This window comes from Joostella sp. (assembly GCF_048266025.1).
Taxonomy (GTDB): Bacteria; Bacteroidota; Bacteroidia; order Flavobacteriales; family Flavobacteriaceae; genus Galbibacter; species Galbibacter atrarenae.
The window spans coordinates 1-26,027 of the sequence record NZ_JBLXAF010000004.1; the positions used below are offsets into that span (position 1 = coordinate 1).

The 26,027-nt window shown below is 33.6% G+C and carries 28 protein-coding genes and 2 tRNA genes; 24 read left to right on the top strand and 6 right to left on the bottom strand.

Going from position 1 to position 26,027, the window contains the following annotated elements:
* The 6 genes from ACN0TY_RS08770 to ACN0TY_RS08795 form a co-directional block, all read left to right on the top strand.
* Window positions 1–194 (top strand): OmpA family protein (locus tag ACN0TY_RS08770; protein ID WP_417444193.1); only part of this gene is annotated, 194 nt, incomplete at its 5' end.
* Between the two features lie 90 nt (window positions 195–284).
* Window positions 285–356 (top strand) — tRNA-Glu (locus ACN0TY_RS08775).
* A 59-nt stretch (window positions 357–415) separates the two neighbouring features.
* Window positions 416–487: transfer RNA gene (locus ACN0TY_RS08780), tRNA-Glu, on the top strand.
* Between the two features lie 60 nt (window positions 488–547).
* Complete coding sequence (rpsT, locus tag ACN0TY_RS08785; protein WP_417444194.1) at window positions 548–799, top strand: 30S ribosomal protein S20; 252 nt, start codon at window positions 548–550, stop codon at window positions 797–799.
* 213 nt (window positions 800–1,012) lie between these two features.
* On the top strand, window positions 1,013–1,945 hold the full coding sequence (locus ACN0TY_RS08790) for a peptidylprolyl isomerase (protein ID WP_417444195.1): 933 nt from the start codon (window positions 1,013–1,015) through the stop codon (window positions 1,943–1,945).
* A 154-nt stretch (window positions 1,946–2,099) separates the two neighbouring features.
* Window positions 2,100–2,645 (top strand): YfiT family bacillithiol transferase, encoded by a 546-nt coding sequence (locus ACN0TY_RS08795; protein WP_417444196.1) that lies wholly within the window; start codon window positions 2,100–2,102, stop codon window positions 2,643–2,645.
* Between the two features lie 45 nt (window positions 2,646–2,690).
* On the opposite strand, the gene ACN0TY_RS08800 is transcribed toward ACN0TY_RS08795, so the two are convergent.
* The gene (locus ACN0TY_RS08800) at window positions 2,691–3,332 is read right to left on the bottom strand and encodes a peroxiredoxin (RefSeq protein WP_417444197.1); all 642 of its coding nucleotides are present in this window, start codon (window positions 3,330–3,332) and stop codon (window positions 2,691–2,693) included.
* A gap of 131 nt (window positions 3,333–3,463) precedes the next feature.
* Window positions 3,464–4,021: a thioredoxin family protein gene (locus tag ACN0TY_RS08805; RefSeq protein WP_236958936.1), complete on the bottom strand. Its 558-nt coding sequence runs from the start codon at window positions 4,019–4,021 to the stop codon at window positions 3,464–3,466.
* Between the two features lie 168 nt (window positions 4,022–4,189).
* On the opposite strand from ACN0TY_RS08805, the gene ACN0TY_RS08810 reads away from it, so the two are divergent.
* Both ACN0TY_RS08810 and ACN0TY_RS08815 read left to right on the top strand, forming a co-directional pair.
* A complete protein-coding gene (locus tag ACN0TY_RS08810; protein ID WP_417444198.1) occupies window positions 4,190–4,492 on the top strand; it encodes a phosphoribosylpyrophosphate synthetase in 303 nt (100 codons plus the stop codon).
* A gap of 6 nt (window positions 4,493–4,498) precedes the next feature.
* Window positions 4,499–4,837, top strand: coding sequence for a tRNA-binding protein (locus tag ACN0TY_RS08815; RefSeq protein WP_417444199.1), 339 nt, complete (start codon window positions 4,499–4,501; stop codon window positions 4,835–4,837).
* A 52-nt stretch (window positions 4,838–4,889) separates the two neighbouring features.
* On the opposite strand, the gene ACN0TY_RS08820 is transcribed toward ACN0TY_RS08815, so the two are convergent.
* Together ACN0TY_RS08820 and ACN0TY_RS08825 are read right to left on the bottom strand one after the other, a co-directional pair.
* Window positions 4,890–5,276 (bottom strand): PUR family DNA/RNA-binding protein, encoded by a 387-nt coding sequence (locus ACN0TY_RS08820; RefSeq protein ID WP_236958933.1) that lies wholly within the window; start codon window positions 5,274–5,276, stop codon window positions 4,890–4,892.
* A 75-nt stretch (window positions 5,277–5,351) separates the two neighbouring features.
* A complete protein-coding gene (locus ACN0TY_RS08825; protein ID WP_417444200.1) occupies window positions 5,352–7,109 on the bottom strand; it encodes an ABC transporter ATP-binding protein in 1,758 nt (585 codons plus the stop codon).
* 135 nt (window positions 7,110–7,244) lie between these two features.
* Here ACN0TY_RS08825 and ACN0TY_RS08830 point away from each other — a divergent pair, with 135 nt between their 5' ends.
* The 5 genes from ACN0TY_RS08830 to ACN0TY_RS08850 all read left to right on the top strand — a co-directional run bounded on the left by ACN0TY_RS08830 (window position 7,245) and on the right by ACN0TY_RS08850 (window position 13,299).
* Window positions 7,245–8,348 carry a Glu/Leu/Phe/Val family dehydrogenase gene (locus ACN0TY_RS08830; protein ID WP_417444201.1) on the top strand — a complete coding sequence of 368 codons (1,104 nt, stop codon included), beginning with the start codon at window positions 7,245–7,247 and terminating at the stop codon, window positions 8,346–8,348.
* 90 nt (window positions 8,349–8,438) lie between these two features.
* Window positions 8,439–9,380: a transcription antitermination factor NusB gene (gene nusB, locus ACN0TY_RS08835; protein WP_417444202.1), complete on the top strand. Its 942-nt coding sequence runs from the start codon at window positions 8,439–8,441 to the stop codon at window positions 9,378–9,380.
* A 93-nt stretch (window positions 9,381–9,473) separates the two neighbouring features.
* A complete protein-coding gene (locus tag ACN0TY_RS08840; RefSeq protein WP_417444203.1) occupies window positions 9,474–9,938 on the top strand; it encodes a DUF1573 domain-containing protein in 465 nt (154 codons plus the stop codon).
* Between the two features lie 14 nt (window positions 9,939–9,952).
* Window positions 9,953–10,252, top strand: coding sequence for a preprotein translocase subunit YajC (gene yajC, locus ACN0TY_RS08845; RefSeq protein WP_236958928.1), 300 nt, complete (start codon window positions 9,953–9,955; stop codon window positions 10,250–10,252).
* A gap of 179 nt (window positions 10,253–10,431) precedes the next feature.
* Window positions 10,432–13,299: a TonB-dependent receptor gene (locus ACN0TY_RS08850; RefSeq protein WP_417444204.1), complete on the top strand. Its 2,868-nt coding sequence runs from the start codon at window positions 10,432–10,434 to the stop codon at window positions 13,297–13,299.
* 36 nt (window positions 13,300–13,335) lie between these two features.
* On the opposite strand, the gene ACN0TY_RS08855 is transcribed toward ACN0TY_RS08850, so the two are convergent.
* Both ACN0TY_RS08855 and pepT read right to left on the bottom strand, forming a co-directional pair.
* Entirely contained in the window at window positions 13,336–13,929 is a 594-nt protein-coding gene (locus ACN0TY_RS08855; RefSeq protein WP_417444205.1) for a YdeI/OmpD-associated family protein, read from the bottom strand.
* Window positions 13,916–15,154 carry a peptidase T gene (gene pepT / locus ACN0TY_RS08860; protein WP_236958925.1) on the bottom strand — a complete coding sequence of 413 codons (1,239 nt, stop codon included), beginning with the start codon at window positions 15,152–15,154 and terminating at the stop codon, window positions 13,916–13,918. The genes ACN0TY_RS08855 and pepT overlap by 14 nt, the downstream gene beginning before the upstream one ends.
* Before the next feature lie 274 nt (window positions 15,155–15,428).
* Between pepT and ACN0TY_RS08865 the strand changes: the two genes are divergently transcribed.
* From ACN0TY_RS08865 to ACN0TY_RS08915, 11 genes are all read left to right on the top strand, one after another.
* Window positions 15,429–16,445: a quinone-dependent dihydroorotate dehydrogenase gene (locus ACN0TY_RS08865; RefSeq protein ID WP_417444206.1), complete on the top strand. Its 1,017-nt coding sequence runs from the start codon at window positions 15,429–15,431 to the stop codon at window positions 16,443–16,445.
* A 5-nt stretch (window positions 16,446–16,450) separates the two neighbouring features.
* The gene (locus ACN0TY_RS08870; RefSeq protein WP_417444207.1) at window positions 16,451–17,068 is read left to right on the top strand and encodes a LysE family translocator; all 618 of its coding nucleotides are present in this window, start codon (window positions 16,451–16,453) and stop codon (window positions 17,066–17,068) included.
* Between the two features lie 293 nt (window positions 17,069–17,361).
* Entirely contained in the window at window positions 17,362–18,120 is a 759-nt protein-coding gene (locus ACN0TY_RS08875; RefSeq protein WP_417444208.1) for a hypothetical protein, read from the top strand.
* Between the two features lie 98 nt (window positions 18,121–18,218).
* The gene (locus ACN0TY_RS08880; RefSeq protein WP_417444209.1) at window positions 18,219–19,712 is read left to right on the top strand and encodes a hypothetical protein; all 1,494 of its coding nucleotides are present in this window, start codon (window positions 18,219–18,221) and stop codon (window positions 19,710–19,712) included.
* 84 nt (window positions 19,713–19,796) lie between these two features.
* Entirely contained in the window at window positions 19,797–20,291 is a 495-nt protein-coding gene (locus ACN0TY_RS08885; protein WP_417444210.1) for a hypothetical protein, read from the top strand.
* 9 nt (window positions 20,292–20,300) lie between these two features.
* Window positions 20,301–21,026 (top strand): CsgE family curli-type amyloid fiber assembly protein, encoded by a 726-nt coding sequence (locus ACN0TY_RS08890; RefSeq protein WP_417444211.1) that lies wholly within the window; start codon window positions 20,301–20,303, stop codon window positions 21,024–21,026.
* Between the two features lie 12 nt (window positions 21,027–21,038).
* Window positions 21,039–21,443, top strand: a complete 405-nt coding sequence (locus ACN0TY_RS08895; protein WP_417444212.1) for a curli production assembly/transport component CsgF — start codon at window positions 21,039–21,041, stop codon at window positions 21,441–21,443.
* Window positions 21,444–21,449: 6 nt separating this feature from the next.
* Window positions 21,450–22,841, top strand: a complete 1,392-nt coding sequence (locus ACN0TY_RS08900) for a CsgG/HfaB family protein (RefSeq protein ID WP_417444213.1) — start codon at window positions 21,450–21,452, stop codon at window positions 22,839–22,841.
* A gap of 9 nt (window positions 22,842–22,850) precedes the next feature.
* Window positions 22,851–24,338 (top strand): carboxypeptidase regulatory-like domain-containing protein, encoded by a 1,488-nt coding sequence (locus ACN0TY_RS08905; protein WP_417444214.1) that lies wholly within the window; start codon window positions 22,851–22,853, stop codon window positions 24,336–24,338.
* A 116-nt stretch (window positions 24,339–24,454) separates the two neighbouring features.
* Window positions 24,455–25,114 (top strand): HAD family hydrolase, encoded by a 660-nt coding sequence (locus ACN0TY_RS08910; RefSeq protein WP_417444215.1) that lies wholly within the window; start codon window positions 24,455–24,457, stop codon window positions 25,112–25,114.
* Window positions 25,114–25,977 carry a hydroxymethylglutaryl-CoA lyase gene (locus ACN0TY_RS08915; protein WP_417444216.1) on the top strand — a complete coding sequence of 288 codons (864 nt, stop codon included), beginning with the start codon at window positions 25,114–25,116 and terminating at the stop codon, window positions 25,975–25,977. The genes ACN0TY_RS08910 and ACN0TY_RS08915 overlap by 1 nt, the downstream gene beginning before the upstream one ends.
* Window positions 25,978–26,027 lie beyond the last annotated feature (50 nt).

Below are 26,027 nucleotides of genomic sequence, written 5' to 3' on the forward strand. Positions count from 1 at the left end.
GACAACTATCTGATAGAAGAGCAAAGTCAACAAGAGATCACTTATACTCACGAGGAATAGCTAAAGATCGTATCCAGAGTGCAATAGGATATGGAGAGTCACAACTTTTAAATGGTTGTAGTAATGGAGTACGTTGTTCTAAAGAAGAACATCAATTAAACAGAAGATCAGTGTTTAGAATTGTAAAAAAGTAATGGAGATAAAAAAAAATAAAAAAAAACTTTTCTAAGTGTTGCATGATTTAAAAATAGTTGTATTTTTGCATCCGCAATAAAGGAAATAATGGTCCGTTCGTCTAGGGGTTAGGACGCCAGGTTTTCATCCTGGTAACAGGGGTTCGATTCCCCTACGGACTACAAAAGATTAAGTTCATTAAAATATACGGATGTAATATCCGTAGCTCGAAAGAGCAATTGGTCCGTTCGTCTAGGGGTTAGGACGCCAGGTTTTCATCCTGGTAACAGGGGTTCGATTCCCCTACGGACTACTATAATAGTATAACAAGGCGCAGGAGAGAATTTCTACTGTTAGTAAAAATTAAGAAAAGATGGCAAATCATAAGTCTGCATTAAAAAGAATTAGAAGAAACGAATCAGTTCGTTTAAGAAATAAATATCAACATAAAACTGTACGTAACGCAATCAAAAAATTACGTAGTACAGAAGATAAGAAAGATGCAGAGACTTTATTGCCATCTGTAATTAGTATGATCGATAGATTAGCTAAGAGAAACATTATCCATGCTAATAAAGCTGGAAACTTAAAGTCAGGATTAACGAAAAGAGTTAGTGCTCTTTAATAAGTAGTTCTTAGTTATACAATATATTGACGCTCCACTATCTTGTGGAGCGTTTTTTGTTATATTTAAAACCTACATACACCTTTTTTAGAAAGATTGATTCAAATTAATATTTTTTGATTGCTCAAAGAATATTAATTTAGGGCATTTTTAAAAGAACATATAATTTCATAATAATAAAATACTACTTTAAACATTAAATACAGAGTACATATGGAAAATGGTATCTATGCGAAGTTTAATACTTCAAAAGGAGAGATCCTTGTTAAATTAACTCATGATAAAACTCCTGGAACAGTAGGTAATTTCGTTGCTTTAGCAGAAGGAAATATGGAAAATAGTGTGAAGCCTCAAGGGACGCCATATTATGATGGGATTTCTTTTCATAGAGTTATAAATGATTTTATGATTCAGGGTGGTTGTCCTTTAGGAACTGGAACTGGAGATGGAGGTTATAAATTTGATGATGAGTTTGACGCTTCTTTAAGACATAATAGACCTGGAGTCCTTTCTATGGCTAATGCTGGTCCTGGTACAAACGGAACTCAGTTTTTTATTACGCATGTAGAGACTCCTTGGCTAGACGATAAGCATACCGTATTTGGTTTTGTTGAAAACGGACAAGATGTTGTAGATGCAATTGCTCAAGGTGATAAAATTGAGAGTCTAGAAATAGTAAGAGTAGGAGAAGAGGCAGAAAATTGGAACGCTGTTGAAGCTTTTAGGACTTTTGAGGGTGCTCGTGAGAAAAGATTAGCAGAAGAGAAGGCAAATGCTGAAAAAGCTTTAGAGAAGCTTGCTGCTGGTTTTGATAAGACAGAAAGTGGTTTGCGTTATAAGCTTATCCAAAAGGGTAATGGTCCAAAAGCAGAAAAGGGTAAAACAGTTTCTGTACATTATAAAGGACAGTTAGAAAACGGACAAGTATTCGATTCATCATACCAAAGAAACCAGCCTATCGATTTTACATTAGGAGCTGGTCAAGTAATAGCTGGTTGGGATGAAGGGATTTCTTTGTTACAAGTAGGAGATAAAGCACGTTTTGTAATTCCTGCTCATTTAGGGTATGGTTCTAGAGGTGCAGGAGGAGTTATTCCACCTAACGCAACATTGATTTTTGATGTAGAATTAGTAAATATAGGATAGTATTTTCGTGTTAACTTTTTATAGAAAATTAAGGTTTTTGGCTTAAACATTAAGAATCTTTTTGAAAGAAAGAGTTAAGGTAACTTCTATCATAATAATATACTTTTTAAGATCCTGTTATACATACGTGTAACAGGATTTTTTATATTTGAACATGACAATAAAAGAACCTAAAAGCTTGCAATATCCTATAGGAGTGTATGAATCTCCGTCTATTATTGCTGAAGAAGATGTAAAGAAATGGATTAAGACGATAGAGTTCTTTCCTGAAAAATTAGAATCTTTAGTGGAAGATTTTGACGATGGCCAGTTAGATACACAATATCGTCCTGAAGGTTGGACGGTAAGACAGTTGATACATCATTTAGCCGATAGTCATATGAATAGTTATATAAGGTTTAAATGGGCTCTAACAGAAGATAAGCCAATTATTAAAGCTTATTATGAAGATCGATGGGCTGATTTAGGAGATTCTCTTGATGGAGATATAGAAATGTCATTATACTTATTGGAAGGGCTTCATAAACGTTGGGCCTACTTATTAAAGCATCTTTCTGAGGACCAATTACAGCGAAAATTGATACATCCTGAAAATAATAAAGAAACTACATTGAAAGAATTAATAGGTGTATATGCTTGGCATTGTGAGCATCATTATGCTCATATAGAAGAACTAACCATCCGTGAGGATTGGGTATAAAAAAAGAGCAGTTTTTTAACTGCTCTTTTTTATGATCAATTATATCTAATCCAAGTTAGGTTGCGGTGTTAAACGTAAATACGGTTTAACTTCTTTAAAACCTTTGGTGAATATATTTTTTGCATCTTCGTTAGAAACGGCAGGACTGATAACAACATCTTCTCCGTGTTTCCAGTTTGCTGGCGTTGCTACTTTATGATATGCTGTAAGCTGTAACGAATCTATAACTCTTAGAAGTTCTTCAAAATTCCTTCCAGTAGAAGCTGGATACGTAATCATTAACTTGATAGATTTATCTGGCGCAATTATATATACAGAACGTACGGTAAGGGTAGCATCTGCATTTGGGTGAATCATATCATATAATTCAGATATTTTACGATCTTCATCTGCTATAATAGGGAAATTTACCTTTGTATTTTGCGTCTCATTAATGTCTTCAATCCATCCTTTATGGGATGTTACTCCATCTACACTCAAGGCAATAGCCTTTGTGTTTCTTTTTGCAAATTCGTCTTTATATTTAGCTACAGTACCCAATTCTGTTGTACAAACAGGGGTGTAGTCTGCAGGATGAGAGAATAAAATTCCCCAACTATCTCCTAAATATTCATAAAAATCAATTTCTCCTTCTGAAGTTTGCGCCGTAAAATTTGGTGCTTTATCTCCTAATCGTAGTGTTGCCATTTTAATTCTGATTTAATTAATACTCTACAAATTTACTAGATTAATGATTCAATCCGATAACACGCATTATAAAATAATGTTAAAGATTAATTTGAAAACAAATCAAAGATTGTTATTAAAGATAGGCATAATTATTCTTTCCATTTGATGTTGCAGCCCATGCTTGGCTGTTGTTTTTTGTATGTTGTTTTTCCCATCGTGGCAGCATCAATGGCGCTCCTAATATCTCTTCCTGATATTGGAAGACTATTCCCGGGTCTAGAATCATCAAATTGCCCGCGGTAAACTAATTCTAAGCTAGCATCAAAAACGTAGAAATCAGGAGTGCAGGCAGCATCATATGCTTTTGCAACTTCTTGAGTCTCGTCGTATAAATAAGGAAATGTATAGCCGTTTTCTTCTGCATTAATTTTCATTTTATCAGGTCCGTCTTCAGGATATTTTTCAACATCATTACTGGATATTGCAACAAAACCTATATCACTATCGCTATAATCGTTAGCTAGTTTAGCAATTTCTTTGTTTAAATGTTGTACGTATGGGCAATGATTGCAGATAAACATCACTACGGTACCTTTATCACCATATACATCACTCAATTTTAGTTTCTTCCCCGAAACGGTGTCAAGGAGATTAAAATTAGGTGCTTTTGTTCCTAGTGGTAACATATTACTTTCTGTTCTTGCCATAATTATTTGTTTCTGTTTTTTGTAAAATACAAATAAGAAATTGGTTTAAAAAAGAGTTGAGCTACTAGTTTTAAAAAAGGTTTTCAAATCATAAATATTCTTTAATTTTTTGGTGACTTGTTTCCTTGTTTGTAACTTTTAATCAACCTAAAAATAAATAAACCAAAAATGGAAAAATCATACAAAAGTTTATCAGTAGCAATTAAAGCTTTAAATAAAGAAGGTTATACAGAAGATTTTAATTTATGTGATGCTGGAATAGAGAATAAGTCAAAAAAGGAAGTGCACGATGCAACAGCGCTCGAGGTAGTTAAATATTATCGTTTTGAAGGAGAGACAAATCCTGGAGATAGTTCTGTACTTTATGTGATAGAAACTTCTAAAGGGGATAAAGGATTGCTAGTTGATGCCTATGGAGCATATGCTGGTAATATATCCAAAGAGATGATTGAGAAACTTAAAATAGTTTAATAATAAATGTCAGAATTAAGTTGGAGTGATTTCCAAAAAGTGGAAATGCGTGTCGGAACTATTCTTGAGGTGCACGATTTTCCAGAGGCACGGATTCCTGCGTATAAATTAATAATCGATTTTGGTGCTAAAATTGGAGTTAGAAAAACGTCAGCCCAAATTACAAAAAGGTATAAAAAGCAAGACTTATTAAATAGACAAGTAATTGCAGTTGTTAATTTTCCTAAGAAACAAATAGCAAACTTTATGAGTGAATGTTTAGTTGTAGGTGCAGTAGGAGAAGAGAACGATGTAACTTTATTAAGTCCAGATTTTAAAATAGAAAATGGATTAAGGATAGGTTAGAAAGTAAAAAAGCCACTATTTTTAATAGCGGCTTTTTTAATGTTCTTTAGCTTTATATATCGTCGAAACTAATATCTGTAAACTTTTCTGTTGTTACTTCTTCACCAACTTCTACACTTTCATCTTCTCCGTACACATCTTTCTTGAAGTCTTTTTGATGACGTTCAGAAATTACTTCTTCACCTTTTTCATTGATTACAAAGTCAATCATCTCTTCTAAATTCTCTTTAAAAGCAGCAAAATCTTCTTTGTAAAGATAAATCTTGTGTTTTTTGTAGTGGTAAGACCCGTCGTCATGGGTAAATTTTTTACTCTCTGTGATTGTTAAATAATAATCGCCAGCTTTTGTCCCTCTTACATCGAAGAAATAAGTTCTTCTTCCAGCTCTCAACACTTTAGAGAATATCTCATCTTTCTCTACAAAACCTTTATCGCTCATAATTCCTCTAAATACTTTTATATTTGTTAACAAAATCAAAAATGTGAAAAAAAATGAAATGAAACAACAAATTCACTAGTTTTCTTTTTCTGATATTTGATTTTGGTATAATTCGTGGTAATATCCTTTCTCGCTTAGTAGTTGATTATGAGTTCCTTGCTCTAGTATTTCCCCGTCTTCTAGCACAATAATTTTATCTGCATTTTTAGCTGAAGATATACGGTGACTTACGATAATTGTAGTACTTTTTTCAGAAACGTTCTTTAAATTGTTTAAAATTTGCTCTTCAGTTTCCGTATCAACGGCAGATAAGCAATCGTCAAACAGATAAATTTGAGGTTTTTTGATTAAAGCTCTAGCAATAGAAACCCTCTGTTTTTGTCCTCCACTAAGTGTTAGACCTCTTTCTCCAAGAACCGTATCGTACTTTTTGGTGAACTCAATAATATTTTGATGAACAGCAGCTTGTTTTGCTGCGGTTTCTATTTCTTCTTGTGTGGCAGTTTTATGTCCAAATTTTATATTGTTTCCAATAGAATCAGAAAATAAGAATGCGTCTTGGGGTACAGCTCCAATCGTATTTCTAAGATCTGTTAGATTTAATTCTTCAATAGGAGTATCGTCAATTAATATTTTTCCTAAAGAAGTATCGTAAAGTCTCCCTATTAGATCTAATATTGTAGATTTTCCAGATCCTGTTTTTCCGATAACTGCCAATGTTTCACCTTGATTAATAGTGAATGAAATATTCTTTAAAGCTGTAATGTTGGTATCGTCATAAGTAAAAGTAACGTCTTTAAATTCGATTTTCCCTTTTATTTCTGAATGACCTTCATTTGTATTTTTAATCTCTGGTTCAAGTTCTAAAAACTCGTTTATTCTTTTCTGGGAAGCTTCTGCGCGCTGAACTATAGAGGTTACCCATCCTACTGTAGCAACTGGCCAAGTAAGCATGTTTACATATATGATGAATTTTAAAATAACTCCTGTAGTGGCAATTTCACCATTTATATATTGAATCCCACCAACATAAATAACAAAAATATTACTTATTCCAATCAGTAATAACATCAAAGGAAAAAACCATGCATTCACTTTAGCTAGTGCCATATTGGTATCCTTTCCTTCTTTTGCTAGTGCATCTACATCTGCGCCAATCCTAGGTTCTATTCCGTAGGCTTTTATAACAGATATTCCAGAAAACGATTCTTGTGTAAAAGTAGATAATTTAGAAAGGTATTGTTGTACCGCAGTACTGCGTTTATGTATAACCTTGCTAATATTGTATATAAGAACAGATAGAATAGGGAGCGGAATTAACGTGTATGCGGCTAATTTTGGTGCTGTGTAAAACATAAGTGGGATCACACATAAAAAGAGCGTTACAGTTTGGATGCTGTATAAAATAGCAGGACCTGCATACATTCTCACTTGTCCGACATCTTCACTGATACGATTCATTAAATCTCCAGTTCTATTTTTCTTGTAAAAGTTAATAGAAAGTCGTTGATATTGTTCATAAACTTCATTCTTAAGGTCAAACTCTATGTATCGAGAAATATTAACGATCGTTTGTCTCATTAAAAAAGTGAACAAAGCAGATAGTGTAGCAGAGCCAATTATGATTAAAATATAATTAAGAAGTTTAGCTTTAACTTCAGAAAGATCAGAGGCTTCATTTAATATATATTCCTCTACAACATTCACAGATTGCTCAACATATTCTGGTAAAACTAATTTAAAAACTGTAGCGAGAATCGTAATTAAAACGCCAACAATCAATTTCCACTTATATTTCTTAAAGAATTTGTTAATATATCTTAGTTCCTTCATTACTTTTCTCTAAAATCAATTTTTTTAATAAATCCTCAATTTAAGGACTTGTTTTAGCTTTTATATTGAAATATTCTTATTTTTGCTACGATAAATTAACAATATTAAAATCTAAAGCAAACAAAATAGAATAATATGGTTTCAGAAATTATAGCTCCTACAGAACTTAAAAAAGTTGATCCAGTATTTGGTCAACTTTCATTTAATGATCATGAGCAGATTGTTTTCTGTCAGGACAAAGATACAGGATTAAAAGCAATAATAGGAATACATAATACAGTTTTAGGGCCTGCGTTGGGAGGAACTAGAATGTGGAATTATGAGAACGAGTGGGAAGCTTTAAATGATGTTTTACGTCTTTCTCGTGGAATGACTTACAAGTCTGCTATTACAGGATTAAATCTTGGAGGTGGTAAAGCAGTTATTATTGGAGATGCTAAAACTCAGAAGAATCCTGCATTAATGAGACGCTTCGGAGAGTTTGTAAATTCTTTAAGCGGAAAGTATATTACTGCGGAAGATGTAGGTATGGAAACGGCAGATATGGATACTGTTCGTGAAGTTACTCCTTATGTTACTGGGATTTCAGAAGAAAAAGGAGGAGCAGGAAATCCTTCACCAATTACTGCATACGGAGTTTTTATGGGAATGAAAGCAGCTGCGCATTACCAATTTGGAGATGATAATCTAGAAGGGAAAAAAGTTTTGGTTCAAGGTATAGGTCACGTTGGAGAAACTTTGGTAGATCATTTATATAATGAGGGTGCTCAATTGTATATTTCAGATATTAATGAAGCAAGACTTTTAGAGCTATCAAAAAAATATAAAGCAACGATTATTGCTGGTAAAGATATTTTTAATCAAGAAATAGACATCTATGCTCCTTGTGCATTAGGTGCAACGATAAACGATGCTACTGTAAATGCTATAAATGCGAAGGTTATTGCTGGAGCAGCAAATAATCAGCTTGCAGATGAAAAAATACACGGAGCAATATTAAAAGAAAGAGGGATTGCTTATGCGCCAGACTTTTTAATTAATGCCGGAGGTATTATAAATGTTTATGCAGAATTAGAAGGTTATGATAAAAAGGAAATTCTAAGAAAAACTGAAAATATCTATAAGACTACATTAGATATTTTTAATCATGCAGACACAAATAATTGTACAACACATGAAGCTGCACTTAATATTGCGCAAAATAGAATTGATAACAGAAAATTAGCGCAGAAAAAATAAGAGGGTTTCTAAAATAATATTATTTTTGCAGGGCGAAAGAGTGATTCTTTCGCCCTCATAATTTAATATAGGCAAGTAAGTTCTTTAAGCATGTTAACAAGAAGACACATCAGGGTGAAGGTAATGCAATCTATTTATGCATTTGTACAATCTCAAAACACTGATTTAGTTACCGAAGAAAAGTTTTTATCAAATAGTATGGAGAATATGTACAATCTGTACTTAACACTCTTAAGTCTATTGGTAGAGACTCAAAAAATGGCTGAGCAACAGCTTACACTTTCTCAAAAAAAATACCTCGCTACAAAGGAGGAAAAAAATCCGAACAGGAAATTTATTGAAAATTCAATCTTACTAAAATTAGCGAACGATCCTGTTTTAGAAGAAAAACTAGACAATCGTCGTATAAGTTGGGATTTAGATGATGAGTATGTTAAGATTATTTATAGAGAAATTCTTAAGAGTGATATCTATAAGGAGTATATAGCAAATGATAATACCGATTTTGTAGATGACAAAAAAGTGATCTTAGAATTGTTTCAAAAGGTAATTGCTCCAAATGAAAAACTCTATGAATATATCGAAGATAAAAAACTTACTTGGATTGATGATTTGCCAATGGTAAATACTCTTTTGGTGAAAATGTTTAAGAAATTAAAACCTAATTCTCCTGAAGATTATTTCCATCCTCCATTGTTTAAAGATGCAGATGATAAACAATTTGCTAGTCTTTTATTTAAAAAGACAATTTTAAATGATGAAAAAATTGAGCAAGAAATAGAAGGGAAGACTCCAAACTGGGATACAGATAGGATAGCAGAATTAGATGCTATTTTATTAAAAATGGCTATTTGCGAATTTCTTAAATTCCCATCCATTCCAGTTAAAGTAACTATTAACGAGTATCTAGAGATAGCTAAAGAATATAGTACTCCAAAGAGTAGTATTTTTATAAACGGGATTTTAGATAATTTAGTTAAAGAATATCAAGCCAACGATTCGTTAAATAAGTCGGGGAGAGGTTTGATGTAAAAAAAATATTAGTATTTTTGAGGTTGATTTCGTGGAGTTTCATGAAATTCTCAAATTAAATAACCACTTAATAACATATTAAAATCTTTTAAAATGAAAAAAGTACTTTTAATACTTACAATTGCAGCAATCAGCTTTACATCTTGTAAAGACAATGCAGCTAATAAAGTTAATTCTGATAATGTAGCGAAAGCAGAACAACGTGACGAAGCAGCTAAGCAGTTGCCAGTAATGCAATTTGAAGAAACAGAGTTTGACTTCGGGAATATTCCTCAAGGACAAACTGTAGAGAAAGTCTTCAAATTTAAAAATACAGGAGATGCTCCTTTAGTAGTTACAGATGCTAAAAGTAGCTGTGGATGTACGATTCCTCAGAAACCAGAAGCTCCAGTTGCACCAGGAGAAACAGGTGAGATCTTAGTAAAGTATAACGGTAGTGGTAGAAATGCAGTTACAAAAACTGTAACAATTACTGCAAACACTGAGAAAGGAACAGAGCAGTTAAGAATAAAAGCATTTGTTGAGCCTAAAGACGCTCCAGCACAACCTAAAGCATAAATAAATATTTTTTAATGGAAGCAATAAATCAGTTTGCACCTTTTATTTTGATTTTCGCAGTGATGTATTTTTTTATGATACGTCCGAGTATGAAAAAGCAAAAGCAGGAAAAGAAATTCGCACAAGAGTTAAAAAAAGGTGATCGCGTAATTACCAAAAGTGGATTACACGGTAAAATTGTAGACCTTAATAACGATAATACATGTGTTATCGAAACGATGGCGGGTAAAATGAAATTTGAACGTTCTGCATTATCTTTAGAGCTTTCACAGAAATTAAATGCACCAGCTGCTCCAGTTAAGGAGAAGAAATAGGCATTTTTTACAATATAAAAAGAGCCTCGATTCTAATGAATCGAGGCTCTTTTTGTTTTATTTAATTAGTAATAAGGGGGTTGCATGTGATTTTCACTTCTTATATTAATCTAGTTAATCACTAGGGTAATAGTATTATTACTTATATATTTGCAGTATATAATCTAAAATAACTATAAATGAGAAAAATTATACTTCCTTTTATATTACTCTTTATTACTTCAGCATGGAGTCAAGAGTTAATTACAGGATTAGTTCAAGATGAGACAGGAGTCCCTTTGGCTGGTGTTTCTATTGCAGTTGAAAATTCGTCAAAAGGGACAACAACAGATTTTGATGGAATATATGAAATAGAAGTTGAGATGGGAGAGACATTAGTATTCTCTTATGTAGGTTTCGATACTATGAAACGAAAAGTTACATCTTCTGGTAAGTTGAATGTAGTATTACAATCAGGAATAGCCTTAGACGATGTGGTTGTTGTAGGAAGCAGAAACCCTGCAAGAACAACCGTTAATAGTCCTGTTCCAATTGATGTTATAGATGTACAAGAGCTTATCTCTACTGGGCCACAGGTAAATTTAAATCAAATTTTAAATTATGTAGCTCCATCATTTACGTCTAATACACAGACAATTGCTGATGGAACAGATCATGTGGATCCTGCTTCTTTAAGAGGCTTAGGTCCTGATCAGATCTTGGTTTTAATAAACGGTAAGCGTAGACATACTTCTTCTTTAATAAATATTAATGGTTCTTTTGGTAGAGGAAGTGTAGGTACAGATTTGAATGCTATTCCTTCCGCTTCAATAAAGAGAATTGAAGTTTTAAGAGACGGTGCAGCTGCGCAATATGGTTCTGATGCTATTGCAGGAGTTATTAATATTGTTTTGAATACAAGTGTAAATAAGTTGAGTATAAACGCAACTACAGGCGCTAATTTTTCTCGTCACGCTCAAGGTCAAGAAGGAGGAGTTGATGGAGAAACTACTAATATAAGTGCAAACTACGGAATCGGATTAGGAGATCGAGGTGGGTATATAAACTTTACTGGAGATTTTGACTATAGAGATTCTTATAATAGAATGAAAGAGTTTGAGGGGAGTATTTTTAATGGTTATAATGCTGTTGAACGTGTTGCTAATGCGGATGGATATGATATCTCTAATCTTTTTACTGATGTAGATGCAATTAAGCAGTATGGGGATCAAGTGTCTTATTTTTCACCTGAAATGAAGAATAATATACAAAACGCGACTACTATTGAAGATCTTCAAGGTCTTTTAGGAGATAATGTAACAGAGGATGAATTAATCGCTAGAAGTCAGAATCGTAGTGACTATAATATGAGAGTAGGTCAATCTGAATTACGAGGAGGAAGGTTTTTCGCCAATTTTTCATTGCCTGTAGATGATCAAGGAACAGAGTTGTACTCTTTTGCAGGAATCAGCTCCAGAACAGGAGGAGCAGCAGGATTCTATAGACTTCCAAATCAGAGTAGAACATACACACCAGCTTATATCAATGGTTTCCTTCCAGAGATAAACTCTAAAATAAAGGATAAATCAATTTCTGTAGGGATAAAAGGAATGGTAAATGAATGGAATGTTGATTTTAGTAATACTTGGGGGCAGAACTCTTTTTTGTATGAAATCGATAATACATCTAATACGTCTATGCTAAATGCATCTCCTAGTTTATTTGATGCTGGAGGATTTTCTTTTACTCAGAATACTACAAATTTAGATCTTAATCATTTTTATGACAATGTATTTGAAGGTCTAAATGTGGCTTTTGGAGGGGAATATCGTTTCGAAAAATATGATATTATAGCCGGAGAGGAGGCTTCTTATGTGCAGTATGATGTTAATGGTGCAGTAATTACAAATATTAATCAGCAACCACCGGTCGACTTTTTTGGGAACTCAAGACCTGGAGGTTCACAAGTGTTTCCTGGATTTAGACCAGAAAATGAAGTTTCTAGAGAGCGTAGCAGTATTGCAGGTTATGTAGATTTAGAAGCAGATATTACAGAAAAATTATTATTGACGTTCGCTACGAGATTTGAAAATTATTCAGACTTTGGTTCCACAATAAACTTTAAGCTTTCATCTCTTTATAAGTTGAATGATAATTTTAATTTAAGAGGAGCAGCAAGTACAGGTTTTAGAGCACCATCTTTACATCAATTAAATTTTAACAGTACTTCTACTATTTTTGCTGATAATGGAGACCCTGTAGAGGTAGGAACTTTTTCAAATAATAGTCGCGTAGCAGAGTTGTTAGGAATTCCAGAATTAAAAGAAGAAGAGTCTCAAAGTGTAAGTGCTGGTTTTACGGCAAAAATACCGAGTGCTAATCTTAGCTTTACTTTGGATGGTTTCTTTGTTAGGATAGAAGATAGAGTAATTTATACAGGACGTTTTGCAGGGCCTGGAACGGGATCTGAGATTGATGTTTTATTAGCGCAAGCGAATGCGGAGGAAGCTGCCTTTTTTGCGAATGCGATAGATACAGAAACCAAAGGATTTGATTTGGTAATTACTCAAAAGGCTTCGTTTAATGATAAAATTCAGCTTAAAAATGATCTTTCTGCAGCTGTATCGGTAACTAGACAGGTTGGAGATATACATGCTTCTCAGGTTTTAGAAGACGCCGGACAAGTAGATACTTATTTCTCTGAAAGTAGTAGAATCTATTTAGAGAAGGCAGTGCCAAGGGTAAAAGTGAATTTTTCTAATTTACTATCTAGCGGAAAGTATACTGTTTTCTTAAGAAATGTTTTCTTTGGTGAAGTAACAGAAGCAGCGAATAATCTTGATCAGCAGGATGATTACAGTCCAAAAATTGTTACAGACCTTTCTTTTGGATATCAACTTACAAGTTCTTTAAATATGAGTGTAGGGGCAAACAATCTTTTTGATGTGTATCCAGATAGAGCGCAAGAAGATAACCGAAGTTCTGGTCGTTTTGATTGGTCTAGATCGGCTCAACAATTTGGAATTGGAGGTCGTTTCTTATATGCTAGATTGCGTTTAGATCTTTAATATATTTTTATTTTTTTACAAGGAGTAGATAGGTTGCTATTTTTTGTATTTATCATACAATCCTTTACCTGTGAGTATAAGTGGAGTTGCCTTTTCTAGTCTACTAAGTTTAGTGGTATCTCTTTTTGCTTCTGAAATATACTCATGATATTCTTTCTGCTTACCTTTTGTGAGCGTATTAAAAGCTTCATTAAGTTTATTATCTTCCTTTAATGCTATTTCAAATACTTTTGAAACAATAGTTTTCTTCTTCGGAAGAAGAACTTCTTTACCTAGCTTTTGGTTAGTGATAGCCTCCTCTGTATATTTTTTAATTAATTTTTTGCTGTCATCAATGTCTTTTATGGAGATGAAGCGCCATTGCCTTAATGCTACAGTTTTTCCTTCTTGAGCATTTATTAAAACTCTAGCATCATCTTTTAGTAAAGCACCATTATGAAACCATAATCCAACATAAGACTTAAAAGCTGCGATGCCAACAACGTTTTTATTAGCAATAGTATAAGTAGGGACGCCCCATTTTATTGTTTCCTCCAATTCTGTCTCCAATAATATGGAACGGAGTGAAAGGAGTTCTTCTTTCCACGAGCTACTATTGTTAAAATAGGCATCAGCATTATTCGTTGTCATTGTAATGTTTTGCTGTAAGTTCTACAATCTTTACGATAACATCAACTGCTTTTTTCATACTTTCGACAGGCACATATTCATATCTTCCATGGAAATTATGTCCGCCAGCAAATATATTAGGACACGGAAGTCCCATGTAAGAAAGTTGCGATCCATCGGTACCACCTCTAATAGGTTTTATAAGAGGTTTTATCTCTAAATCTATCATGGCCTGTTCTGCAATGTCTACGATATGCATTACAGGTTCTATTTTTTCTTTCATGTTGTAATACTGATCCTTTATCTCTAAAGAAATAATATCCCCGAAGCGCTCTGATAAATCAAAAACCACACGTTCTAGAAGTTCTTTTCTGGCATCGAATTTGTCACGGTCGTGATCTCTTATAATTCCATTTATCTCAGTATACTCTACATCCCCTTTTATTTCATAGAAATGAAAAAATCCTTCTCTATGGCTTGTGTATTGAGGCATTTCTTTTTTTGGCATTAATGAAAGAAATTCATTTGCAATCATTACTGCATTAATCATTTTTCCTTTTGCATAGCCAGGGTGTACGCTTTTACCCTGAACTTTTATTTTTACTCCAGCAGCATTGAAATTCTCATATTCCAATTCTCCTATTTGAGAACCATCTAATGTATATGCCCATTGAGCGCCAAATTTCTTAACATCAAATTTGTGCGCGCCTTTACCGATTTCCTCATCTGGAGTAAAAGCAATTCTTACAGGTCCGTGGTGGATGTGAGAATTATTAATAAGGTATTCCATAGCAGTTACTATTTCTGTAATTCCTGCTTTATCATCTGCACCTAGGAGTGTGGTACCGTCTGTAGTGATTATTGTTTGTCCTTTATATTGCTTTAGGTCATCAAAATAATTAGGCGATAGGATAATATTTTGTTCTTCATTTAGAACAATATCATTACCGTCATAATTTTCTATAATCTGTGGATTTACATTAGTTCCAGAAAAATCTGGAGAAGTATCAAAATGAGATATAAAACCTATAGTAGGAACTTTACGATCAATATTAGAAGGAAGTGTAGCCATTACATAGGCGTTCTCATCTATGGTTACATCTTCCATACCGATAGCTTCTAGCTCTTCGACAAGCTTCCTAGCAAGATTCCATTGTTTTTCTGTACTAGGTGTTGTATTACTATTGGGATCAGATTGGGTATCTATTTTAACATAGCTAATAAAGCGGTCTATAATATTTTGCATCGGAATGTTTTTTATCAAAAATAATATAATAGTTGGAATGTATGTAGGCGGCGGGTTATAATCTTATTATAAATAACTAAGAAACGCAAGCGAAAGTTACTAGCCCCGATTGAGCGTACTACCCCATCTTATTACGGAAAGTAGTAAGGTGTTTAGTAGTAAACGCGGGTAACAGCAATTGCAATTATATGTTGCTTTGGGCTTCTTAAATTAAATCATAAAAAAATAGAGGTAAATTTTTAAGTTTAAGTATTTTTGCAAAAACTAGCACACCATGTATAAACTACTCATAAGACCTTTATTTTTTCTTTTCGATCCTGAAGACGTTCACCATTTTACTGTATGGGCTGTAAGATTCGTTAATAAAATTCCTGGAGTGTCTTCATTAATCCGTGCGTGTTTTGTTGTGGAAGATGAGCGTTTGGAACGCGAGGTGTTTGGATTAAAGTTTAAAAATCCAGTAGGACTTGCTGCAGGTTTCGATAAAAATGCTATGCTTTATAAGGAGTTAGCAAATTTTGGTTTTGGACATATCGAAATAGGAACATTAACTCCAAAGGCACAACCTGGAAATCCTAAAGAGCGATTATTCCGTTTGATTGATGATAAGGGAATTGTTAACCGAATGGGTTTTAATAATGGAGGTGTTGAAGAGGCTGTTGAGCGACTCAAAAAAAATAAAGGTGTTTTAATTGGAGGAAACATAGGGAAAAATAAAGTTACTCCAAATGAACAAGCTGTAGATGATTATACATATTGCTTTAAGGCTTTATATCCTTATGTAGATTACTTTGTAGTGAATGTAAGTTCTCCAAATACTCCAAATTTGCGGGCTTTGCAAGATAAGGAGCCTTTAACGGCGCTTTTAAATACATTGCAAGCATTGAATAATGAGCAAGTAAAAGCAAAACCTGTGCTTTTAAAAATAGCACCAGATTTGACAAATGAACAGTTATTGGATATTGTAGATATTGTTATTACTACAAAAATAGCAGGTGTTATTGCTACAAACACAACTATAAGTAGAGAAGGTTTAACTTCGGATAATAAAGAGGAAGTTGGAGGATTAAGTGGTGTGCCGCTTACTAAAAGGTCTACGGAGGTTATTAGATTTATAGCTAAAGAAAGTAAAGGTGCTTTTCCTATTATTGGAGTAGGGGGCATTCATTCTGAAGAGGATGCGATGGAAAAACTGGAAGCAGGAGCGTCTTTAGTACAGTTGTATACAGGATTTATTTATGAAGGTCCTTTTATAGTGAAGAGAATAAATAAAGCACTTCTTAAAAGATAGTCATTTTGAATACGGAAGTGTTAATAGCGTTTGTATTTGCTACAGCGGCATTAGCAATTGCTCCAGGACCAGACAACATATATGTACTTCTACAAAGTATGGTTCATGGAGTTAAAAGTGGATTGGTAACAGTTTGCGGATTAATATCAGGTTGCCTTGTACATACTACTTTAGTTGCTTTTGGAGTTTCTGCACTTATTAAACAAACACCTTTTTTATTTACAGTTCTTAAGATTTTTGGAGCCTGTTACCTGTTGTACTTGGCATTTAAAGTATATAAAGGGAGTTCAGAAATTGATATCTCTTCTTCCCAAATCCCCAAAAAAACATATAAAGCTCTTTTTAAGCAGGGGTTCTTTATGAATGTATTAAACCCTAAAGTGTCTATCTTCTTTTTGGCATTCTTCCCTGGGTTTCTTTTTAGCGATACTTTAAACTCCATATGGCAGTTTTATATTTTAGGAGCGATCTTTATGGTAGTTTCTTTTATAATTTTTTCTTGTATTGCTGTTCTATCTGGTAAGTTGTCTGATTATATACTGAAACATAAGAACGTTGGAGTCGTTTTAAAGTGGCTTCAAATCATTGTTTTCGTGGGAATTGCAATTTTTCTTTTCTTTTAGGAGTAAAATCACCCTTTTCTGACTGTTTTTAGATAGATTAAATTCTATTGTAGGAAGATTTTAATCTTCGTGAAAGATATGGATTACACGAAAAGTTTAATAAAATCTTCATTTCAGCAAGTAATTTTGTTATTCATCGAGATTAAAATGCAAGATGAGATTCCTGTTCATACATTTACATCGTTATTGAGAAATACTCAATAATTACTGCCCCAAAGTAGAAGAATGCTATTGTTCGTCCCCCGAACGCTCTAGATTATTAATATTTTTAACCATTTAAATATCTATCTATTATGAAAAAAGTAATTTTATGCGCTGGGGCGCTAATGTGCGGAGCTGCAATGATGGCTCAAACTCCGAGTAGTAACTATGCAATGACTACTCAAGTGGGAATTGGTAACGATCTAGGCATTGATCAAGTTGGAACAACTGCTTATGCAGGTGTTAGCCAAATGGGAAACAACAATGAAGCTACAATTGAGCAAGGAGAAAAAGATAACATGGCAGTTGTTATCCAAGCTGGAAATAGAAACTCAGCAACTTCGACTCAAGACTATTCTTATGGGGCTGAATTTGGAAATAATGTTTCATCTCAGAGACAAAATGGTATAGCTAACGTAGCTTCTGTATCTCAAGAGTCTCAGTGGGGTAATGGAACTAATAACTCTACTGTTTATCAGACTCAATCAGGAAATCGTAACGAAGCTTCTGCTGAGCAACAAGGGAATAATCATATGAATACCCAAACACAGAGTGGAATAGGAAATACTGCTGATGATCTTCAGAAAGGAGCTTCAGAAACAGCTGTAACTACTCAATCTGGTAACTATAACGAAAGTTATTTAGTTCAGAATGCATGGGGTAACTCTTCTACTGTTACTCAATCTGGTAACAGAAACTACAGTGACTTATCTCAAGATGGAGGTCAAAACATGTCTTTAATAACTCAATCTGGAGTATCTAACTCGGTTATGGCTACTCAGCATGGTGATAATAATACTATTATGAATGTGCAGTCAGGTATGCGTAATTCTGCAACTATTAATCAATAGGTCATTTATTAGAAATAAATTAAAGCGAGCATATTATTTATTATTTATGCTCGCTTTTTTCTTAAAATCTTATTTCTAATTTTAAAAAAAAAAGCAAGATGAAAATAAATAAAAACACACTATTTTTCTTAGTGAGTGGTTTAGCTGTGTCCGTAGGTGTAGCTCAAGAAAACTTGAGTGTATCAAGTCAAACTGGAGATACAAACAACGTAGTTGTAGATCAAACTGCAGGTGAACTTACTGTTTCAAAAATTACTCAAAATGGAACAAGTAATAAGTCTACAGTTACGCAAAGTGGAAAATATGCACAGTCAGATATAATTCAAACTGGAGATAATAATAAAGCTACCGTAGAGCAGAATAGTACTGCAACTATAGCTACAAGTAAAAGTTATGTTACTGTTGACCAACTAGGAGATCGTAACAAAGCTGATGTTAAGCAAGAAGGGAGAAAGAATACTGTTGATGTAGATCAGGAGGGTGCTCGTAATAAAGCTAACGTTGCCCAAGATGGTAATATATTGTTTAGTACAATAGCACAAAAAGGAAGTTTAAATAAGGCTGAAGTTACTCAAGAAGGAGAAATGCTAAAAAGTAATGTAACTCAAGAGGGTGCTCGTAATAAAGCTACAGTTTCTCAAGAAGGAAAAGGAGCTATAAGCGACGTTACGCAAAACGGTGCTCGTAATAAAGCTGATATTACTCAAGATGGGCGAGGGGCTTTAAATAGTACAGTGGTACAATCGGGAGAACGAAATAAAGCTTCTGTAGATCAAGAAAATCTTAATACTTCAAGTTTAGTGTCTCAAAATGGTAGTCGTAACAACGCTTCTGTTAAGCAAAGTGGAACGACAATGTTTTATAGCGGAAAAGGTCTTACAAGTACGGTAATCCAAAACGGTAACCGTAACAATGCAGAGGTAGACCAAGAGTATAGTAATTCTTCATTTGGAACTGTTAGTAATGATATAACTAGTGATGTAAATCAAGAAGGAAACAGAAATGATGCTTCTGTTACGCAAAAAGGGGCAAACGTTAATACTTTTCTTGGGTTTGGATCTGCTGATATTTCTAGTGATTTAGATCAAATAGGAGATGATAACAAGGCTACTGTAGCACAAACAGGAGATGAGACTGCAAGTTTCCTTTATCAAGCAGGGAATGAAAATGCTGCAACTGTAACACAAGTTGGATCTAATCAAATTGACGTTGCTGTGCAAGTAGGTGGTGAAAACACTAGTACTTCTAGTCAAACAGGAGCTAATCAAATAAACGGTATATTCCAATTAGGAGATTCAAATACTAGTGCTGTAACTCAAGATGGTGCACTACAAATAAATGCAGTAGCTCAAGTAGGTGCAGATAATGTTAGCATGGTAAGTCAGACTGGTACAGCTAATGTTAATGGAGTATTGCAAGTTGGTTCAGCAAACACAAGTGCTGTAATTCAAGGAGGAATAGGTAATGTTAGTGGCGTTGCTCAATTGGGGTCTAATAATATGAGTACAGTTTTACAAAATGGAATGGGTCAAATTAGTGGAGTATTTCAATTAGGTAGTAACAATAATGCTAATGTTGTTCAAAACAACTAATTGCTTTGTAATTATAATAACACACAATTAAATAAATAAGTAGTGAGGGAGTAATTCCCTTGCTACTTTAAAAAAAGTAAAGTAATGAATGCTACAAAGTTTATATTATTAATATTTTTTTGTGGATTTATAACCTCAATTGGTTTAGCTCAAGAGGTGACTAAAGAGGATTATAAAACCATTGTAGCCACAAATCAAGTGCAGAAAAATAATTTGCAAGCTAGCAGTAAGACTGCTTCAGAAAGTGGTATTTATATCTCACAAATAGGACAAGCAAATGCTGCCAATGTAAATGTCGTGTCAGAGGATATGAATTATTCTTTATATCAAACTGGAGTAAATAATAAAGTGAATCAATTTAAATCTGTAGATAAATTAACAGAAGTAGTCACGCAGACTGGAAATAATAATTTCTTGCAAGAAGTAGGTACAAATACGAGTAATATTTCAGAAGTGAATACAGTTCAGCAAGGAAATAATTTATTGGTAGAAAAATATGGAACTAACAGTATTGGAGATAATATGACGATTAAAATGACTGGAAGTGACCGTTCTGTAATTGTTAAGAACTATAAATAAAAATTTCTCTTGAAGAATTTTATAAAAATAATCCTATTGTTTTTTCCTTTTCTTTCTGTCTTAGCTCAAAATTTTAATAAGGAGGTAGCGGCAGAAATTATTGTTAAAGGGCCAAAGGAGGGGATTGTTTTCATAACAGCTTCAGGAAAAAATTTGACCAATACGAATTACAGTCTGACTTATGAGTTTTCTATAATAGTTAAAGATGCACAACAGCATATAGATAAAAGCACTGATGAAGGTCGCTTTACCCTCGAACCATATGAAAATAAACTGTTGGCAGAAACACAGATTCAGAAGAATGATTCTTTGGAAACTATTGTATTGCTTTTAATATATAATGAAGGAAAACCAATAAGCACAAAACGAGTAGTTCTTTCTTTTGAAGAAGAAAAACAAGAGGAGTCTTTTAATAAGAAAAATGAAGGTATCACTTTAGAAGGGATTGTTGAAGAAGATACAAAAACAAAGGCAGGTAAAGATTTTTATGGTTTTTTCTATCAGAAATATAATATGAATGATATAAAAACAAATAAAATTATAAAAATAGAAGAAGCTATAAGTTTTGGAAGATCAACAAGAATTCTGGTTATGGTTGGAGATGTAGTAATATATCAGTTTTTTGCTCAGCCTAAATTAGAATTTTTAAAAGCTCAAGCAGATCAAGCGATGATATATTTAAACGGTTATTTGCAAAAACTAGAACAAGCTAGCGTCGGACCAACACGATATTAAATAATTATAATAATGAAGTTACTAATCAACCTATTATTACTACTTGCTTTTACTGGGCTTAGTGCTCAAAGTCTTGTATATACTCCTAAAAATCCAAACTTTGGAGGAGAAACTTTTAATTACCAATGGCTGTTAAGCTCTGCTCAAGCACAAAACTCTTTTACAGATCCTAATGCTTTAGATTTTGAGCAAGGATCAAGTTTAGACTCTTTTAAAGAGAGTTTAAACTCTCAGTTATTAAGTCAGATTACAAGAAATTTATTTTCTGAACAATTCGGCGATGGTGCTTTGGAAGAAGGGAGTTATGCATTAGAAGGTTTAGCTGTAGATATCTACCCATCTGAAGACGGATTGGTGATAGATATTTTAGATACAGATACAGGAGAGCAAACCCAAGTAGTGATACCAAATCAATAATTTATTATGATTAACCGAATTTTAACTGGAATAAGCTTACTGTTTATAACCGGTTGTGGAACTTATTTTAACCAACCTGTAGATTTTACAGATGCTAGAATAGGCGAAAATACAGCAGCAACAAAACGACTTACTAATTTGCCAGAACCAGAAAGTAAAGTTGTAGTTGGGGTGTATAATTTTAGAGATTTAACAGGACAATACAAGCAGACCGAAATAGGAAGTACTTTTAGTACAGCTGTTACACAAGGGGGAACTGCAATCTTAATAAATGCATTAGAAGATTCTGGGTGGTTTACTCCTATAGAAAGAGAAAATATAGGAAATCTATTAAATGAACGTAATATTATACGTTCTACAAGGCAAGAATATCAAGGTCAGCAAGACGGGAAACCTGGAGTGCCACCATTATTGTTTGCTGGAATTCTATTAGAAGGAGGAATTGTGTCTTACGATTCTAATATTATTACTGGCGGAATGGGAGCTCGTTACTTTGGAGTTGGCGGAAGCACACAATATAGACAAGATAGGGTGACCATATACCTTAGAGCCATTTCTACTTCTAACGGAAAAATCCTTAAAAATATTTATGTTTCTAAAACAATATTATCACAAGCGCTAGATGCTAGTTTATTTAAATATGTTAAGTTTCAAAGACTTTTAGAAGCTGAGGTTGGTTTTACAAGAAATGAACCTATTCAATTAGCAGTAACAGAAGCAATAGAAAAAGCTGTAGAAGGTTTGGTTTTAGAAGGAATGGAAGCAGATTTATGGCATGCTAAAGATGGTGTAGCAGAAGAAAATGCTTTATTAACTGCATATCAAGAAGAAAAAGAAGAAGCTTCATTAACAAAACTTTATAACAGAAAATACATAGACAGACAGTATAGTCATTCTTTGGGTATAAGTTTTGGTCCTAGCCTTAATAATGGTGATTATGGAAATGCTGAAGTTCGACCGGTTTTTAGATTTGATTATAAATATCGGGCATCCCGCTATTTATCACTTAATCTAAATGCAAATACTTTTGAACTTAATAATGGAGATTTATTCAGTAGGAAATTTGCATCAGTAGATACAAATATTGGTCTTACGATTCTTCCAAACGACGATTTAACACCTTTTATATATGGAGGTCCTGGTATTCTTTTTGGTTTTGATGATGATGATACGCCAGAAAATAGCGAGAGCACATTCTTTAAAATTCAATATGGATTGGGACTAGAATATTTTATTAATCAGAAATTCTCGATAAAGTTATTTGCTGAGCAAAACATGACTTTTTCGGATAATCTAGATTATATAGAAAATGGTAATCGGGATGATTATTATTATAATTTCGGGTTTGGGGTAAATTTCACCTTAGGAGTAAAAAATAAATTTCAATCTACAAAATAACTTTACAAGATGAATGCAATAAAAAAAGTTTTAATATTATTATTTGTAGTATGTATTGCTGCTTGTAGCGAGGATACTATCGATACTTTTGGAACTGGAACTATAACAGGTAAAGTAGTTTTGAGTGGAGAGAATTCTCCAATTGAAAATGTTAAGATTTCTACCAGTCCTTCTACGTCTACAGTTTTTACTGATGAGAATGGAGAATTTGTTTTAAATGATGTTGAAGAAGGAGAATACTCTCTTCAGGCTGATAAAGATGGATATTTAACTGCTTTTGAAGGAGTAAATGTGAAGACAGGAATAGAGTCAAAAGTAATTTTTGAACTGAATATAGAGACTGCTAATAATAAACAACCTTCTGCTCCAGTTTTAATAGCGCCTGCAGATGGAGCTGTTAATCAAGAGTTGTCTGTACAGTTTGTTTGGAATGCTGAAGATGGTGAAGACGATGAATTAACTTATGAGTTGGAAATTAAAAATAGTGTAAATAATGATATTTTAAGGTTCACAGAAATAAAAGATACTACTTATACAGTTGATAATCTTAGTTATGGATTGAAATATTTCTGGCAAGTTAAAGTTTCCGATAGTATTAATGACCCTGTTTTAAGTGAAGTAAGTTCTTTTACAACTTCAAAAACACCAACTTTTGACTATCTTTTTGTAAAGGTTGTAGACGGAAATAATGTAATATTCTCTATTGATTCTGATGGAAACGAATCACAAATTACTAGCAGTTCTTATAATAGTTTCAGACCTATATTAAATTCTGATGCAAGTAAGCTTGCCTTTTATAGAACGGTAGCTGGGAAAACACAACTTTTTGTAATGAATCTAGATGGAAGTGATCTTAAGCAACTCACGAGCTCTATTTCTCCTAAAGGTATAGATAATGAGCGTTTAGGTTTTTCTTGGGCAGATAATGATGCTTCATTGATATTCCCAAGTTATGATAAAATATACAGGGTTAGTGCTAATGGCGGCAGTAGTCAACTGTTCTATACCGCTGCAAGTGGTAGGTATATTTTAGATATTGATCAGAGTGCTGATCGTTCTAAAGTAGCTATTTTAGAAACTAATATTTCTGGTTACGAAGGTGCTGTTTATGTTATCGATGCTTCAGGAGCAACAACTCATACCGTTATTAGTGGAGTAACAGGAACCGTTGGGGGTGTAGATATTTCTGTAGACGGAAGTAAAGTTCTCTATACACATGATGCTTCTGGGTATGAAAGTGAAAGCGGGAGACAATTAAATTCTAGAATTTATATACATAGATTAAGTGATGGGACTGTTGCTGATATTAGTACTGAAAAAGCAAATGGGACCAATGATACAGATGTTAGGTTTTCTTCAAACGAGGCCTTGATTTTATTTGTAAATGCAAGCAGTAGTGCTACGAGCGGTAAAGTGATGTCTGTAGATGTACGTACAGATGGCCTTCCTACCGAGAGAACTCAGATTGCTCCTAGTGGAAAAATGCCAAACCAATAATTTTTAAGAAATAAATAGAATAGTTTCTTTTATTATAAAACATACGGTTTTGGGTTTTAGAAAACACTTGTGAAACCTGTGTAGGTTGTTTACCTTTGGTTTAAAAGCAACTGATTTTGAAAAGGAACTATTTTATTTTTGATATGGATGGCGTTATCATGGATAGCGAACCTATGCATAAAGAAATATTGAGGAAAGTTTTTGGAGAACTAGGTTTAGATTTTTCTCATAGTTACCATCAAACTTTGGTGGGAATGGCTGCAGTGCCGATGTGGGAAAAAATAAGATCAGATTTCAGTTTAGAAACGAATGCTCGAGAATTGATGACTTTCCATAAGGAGATATTCTTTATTGAAGTAGCGTCTATAGATGTGCCACCTGTGGAGGGTGTAGTTGCTTTTATTAATCGTTTGAAAGAATTAGATTTTACAATCTCTTTGGCTTCCTCTTCCTCTTTAAAATTAATAAACCGGTTTGTTGATGAAATTGGAGTAGCTCCTTTTTTTGATTATATGGTGAGTGGAGAATCGATCACTCGAAGCAAACCGAACCCTGATATTTTTTTAAATGTAGCAGCTCATTTTGATGAAGACCCTTCTAAATTTATTGTTATTGAAGATAGTTATAATGGGGTAACTGCTGCTAAAGCTGCTGGGATGACTTGTATCGGGTTTAAAAATGTAAACTCTGGAAACCAAGATTTGTCTGCAGCAGATCTAATTGTAGATAGTTTTTCTGAATTAACTTCAGAAGTAATAAGAAAAATAGCTTCATAATGGAGGCTGTAAAAATAATTGAGTGTCCTAGAGACGCCATGCAAGGAATAAAAACCTTTATTCCTACTGAAAAAAAAGTTCAGTATATCCAATCTCTTTTACGTTGTGGTTTTGATACTATAGACTTTGGAAGCTTTGTGTCTCCAAAAGCCATCCCACAAATGGTAGATACAGCTCAAGTGTTGTCTCAATTAGATCTTTCTAATACTTCTAGTAAATTATTGGCCATTGTTGCAAATTTACGAGGGGCTCAAGATGTATGTACACACCCAGAGATTGATTATTTGGGGTATCCTTTTTCTATTTCTGAAAACTTCCAAATGAGAAATACGCATAAAACAATTACAGAAAGCGTTTTATTGCTTTCGCAGATTTTAGAGCATGCATATAAACACGATAAAAAGGTTGTTGCATATTTATCTATGGGATTTGGAAATCCTTACGGAGATCCGTGGAATGTTGAGATTGTAGGGGAGTGGACTGAAAAATTAGCGGCCATGGGAGTCGAAATCCTATCATTATCTGATACGGTAGGTACTTCTACAGGAGAAACAATAGATTATCTATTTTCTAATTTAATACCAAAATTTCCAAAGGTAGAATTTGGAGCACATTTGCACACTACTCCAGATAGTTGGCATGAAAAAGTAGATGCAGCATATAAAGCGGGTTGCAGAAGGTTTGATGGAGCTATTCAAGGTTTTGGTGGCTGCCCAATGGCTGCAGATGAACTTACGGGAAATATGCCTACAGAAAAATTATTCTCTTATTCCAATTCTGTGAAGGCCGATTCTAATATCAAAGCAATGAGTTTTGAAAGTGCTTATAATGAAGCTTTAGATTTATTTCAACAATATCATTAATATTTTCTATTGAAATCCTTTTTATTATAGAACAATATAATTTAAATTAA

What these genes read in the sequence shown, in the direction of transcription:
- rpsT (WP_417444194.1), top strand. Translation starts at nt 548, where the DNA reads ATGGCAAATCATAAGTCTGCATTAAAAAGAATTAGAAGAAACGAATCA.
- ACN0TY_RS08790 (WP_417444195.1), top strand. Translation starts at nt 1,013, where the DNA reads ATGGAAAATGGTATCTATGCGAAGTTTAATACTTCAAAAGGAGAGATC.
- ACN0TY_RS08795 (WP_417444196.1), top strand. Translation starts at nt 2,100, where the DNA reads ATGACAATAAAAGAACCTAAAAGCTTGCAATATCCTATAGGAGTGTAT.
- ACN0TY_RS08800 (WP_417444197.1), bottom strand. Translation starts at nt 3,332, where the DNA reads ATGGCAACACTACGATTAGGAGATAAAGCACCAAATTTTACGGCGCAA.
- ACN0TY_RS08805 (WP_236958936.1), bottom strand. Translation starts at nt 4,021, where the DNA reads ATGGCAAGAACAGAAAGTAATATGTTACCACTAGGAACAAAAGCACCT.
- ACN0TY_RS08810 (WP_417444198.1), top strand. Translation starts at nt 4,190, where the DNA reads ATGGAAAAATCATACAAAAGTTTATCAGTAGCAATTAAAGCTTTAAAT.
- ACN0TY_RS08815 (WP_417444199.1), top strand. Translation starts at nt 4,499, where the DNA reads ATGTCAGAATTAAGTTGGAGTGATTTCCAAAAAGTGGAAATGCGTGTC.
- ACN0TY_RS08820 (WP_236958933.1), bottom strand. Translation starts at nt 5,276, where the DNA reads ATGAGCGATAAAGGTTTTGTAGAGAAAGATGAGATATTCTCTAAAGTG.
- ACN0TY_RS08825 (WP_417444200.1), bottom strand. Translation starts at nt 7,109, where the DNA reads ATGAAGGAACTAAGATATATTAACAAATTCTTTAAGAAATATAAGTGG.
- ACN0TY_RS08830 (WP_417444201.1), top strand. Translation starts at nt 7,245, where the DNA reads ATGGTTTCAGAAATTATAGCTCCTACAGAACTTAAAAAAGTTGATCCA.
- nusB (WP_417444202.1), top strand. Translation starts at nt 8,439, where the DNA reads ATGTTAACAAGAAGACACATCAGGGTGAAGGTAATGCAATCTATTTAT.
- ACN0TY_RS08840 (WP_417444203.1), top strand. Translation starts at nt 9,474, where the DNA reads ATGAAAAAAGTACTTTTAATACTTACAATTGCAGCAATCAGCTTTACA.
- yajC (WP_236958928.1), top strand. Translation starts at nt 9,953, where the DNA reads ATGGAAGCAATAAATCAGTTTGCACCTTTTATTTTGATTTTCGCAGTG.
- ACN0TY_RS08850 (WP_417444204.1), top strand. Translation starts at nt 10,432, where the DNA reads ATGAGAAAAATTATACTTCCTTTTATATTACTCTTTATTACTTCAGCA.
- ACN0TY_RS08855 (WP_417444205.1), bottom strand. Translation starts at nt 13,929, where the DNA reads ATGACAACGAATAATGCTGATGCCTATTTTAACAATAGTAGCTCGTGG.
- pepT (WP_236958925.1), bottom strand. Translation starts at nt 15,154, where the DNA reads ATGCAAAATATTATAGACCGCTTTATTAGCTATGTTAAAATAGATACC.
- ACN0TY_RS08865 (WP_417444206.1), top strand. Translation starts at nt 15,429, where the DNA reads ATGTATAAACTACTCATAAGACCTTTATTTTTTCTTTTCGATCCTGAA.
- ACN0TY_RS08875 (WP_417444208.1), top strand. Translation starts at nt 17,362, where the DNA reads ATGAAAAAAGTAATTTTATGCGCTGGGGCGCTAATGTGCGGAGCTGCA.
- ACN0TY_RS08880 (WP_417444209.1), top strand. Translation starts at nt 18,219, where the DNA reads ATGAAAATAAATAAAAACACACTATTTTTCTTAGTGAGTGGTTTAGCT.
- ACN0TY_RS08885 (WP_417444210.1), top strand. Translation starts at nt 19,797, where the DNA reads ATGAATGCTACAAAGTTTATATTATTAATATTTTTTTGTGGATTTATA.
- ACN0TY_RS08895 (WP_417444212.1), top strand. Translation starts at nt 21,039, where the DNA reads ATGAAGTTACTAATCAACCTATTATTACTACTTGCTTTTACTGGGCTT.
- ACN0TY_RS08900 (WP_417444213.1), top strand. Translation starts at nt 21,450, where the DNA reads ATGATTAACCGAATTTTAACTGGAATAAGCTTACTGTTTATAACCGGT.
- ACN0TY_RS08905 (WP_417444214.1), top strand. Translation starts at nt 22,851, where the DNA reads ATGAATGCAATAAAAAAAGTTTTAATATTATTATTTGTAGTATGTATT.
- ACN0TY_RS08915 (WP_417444216.1), top strand. Translation starts at nt 25,114, where the DNA reads ATGGAGGCTGTAAAAATAATTGAGTGTCCTAGAGACGCCATGCAAGGA.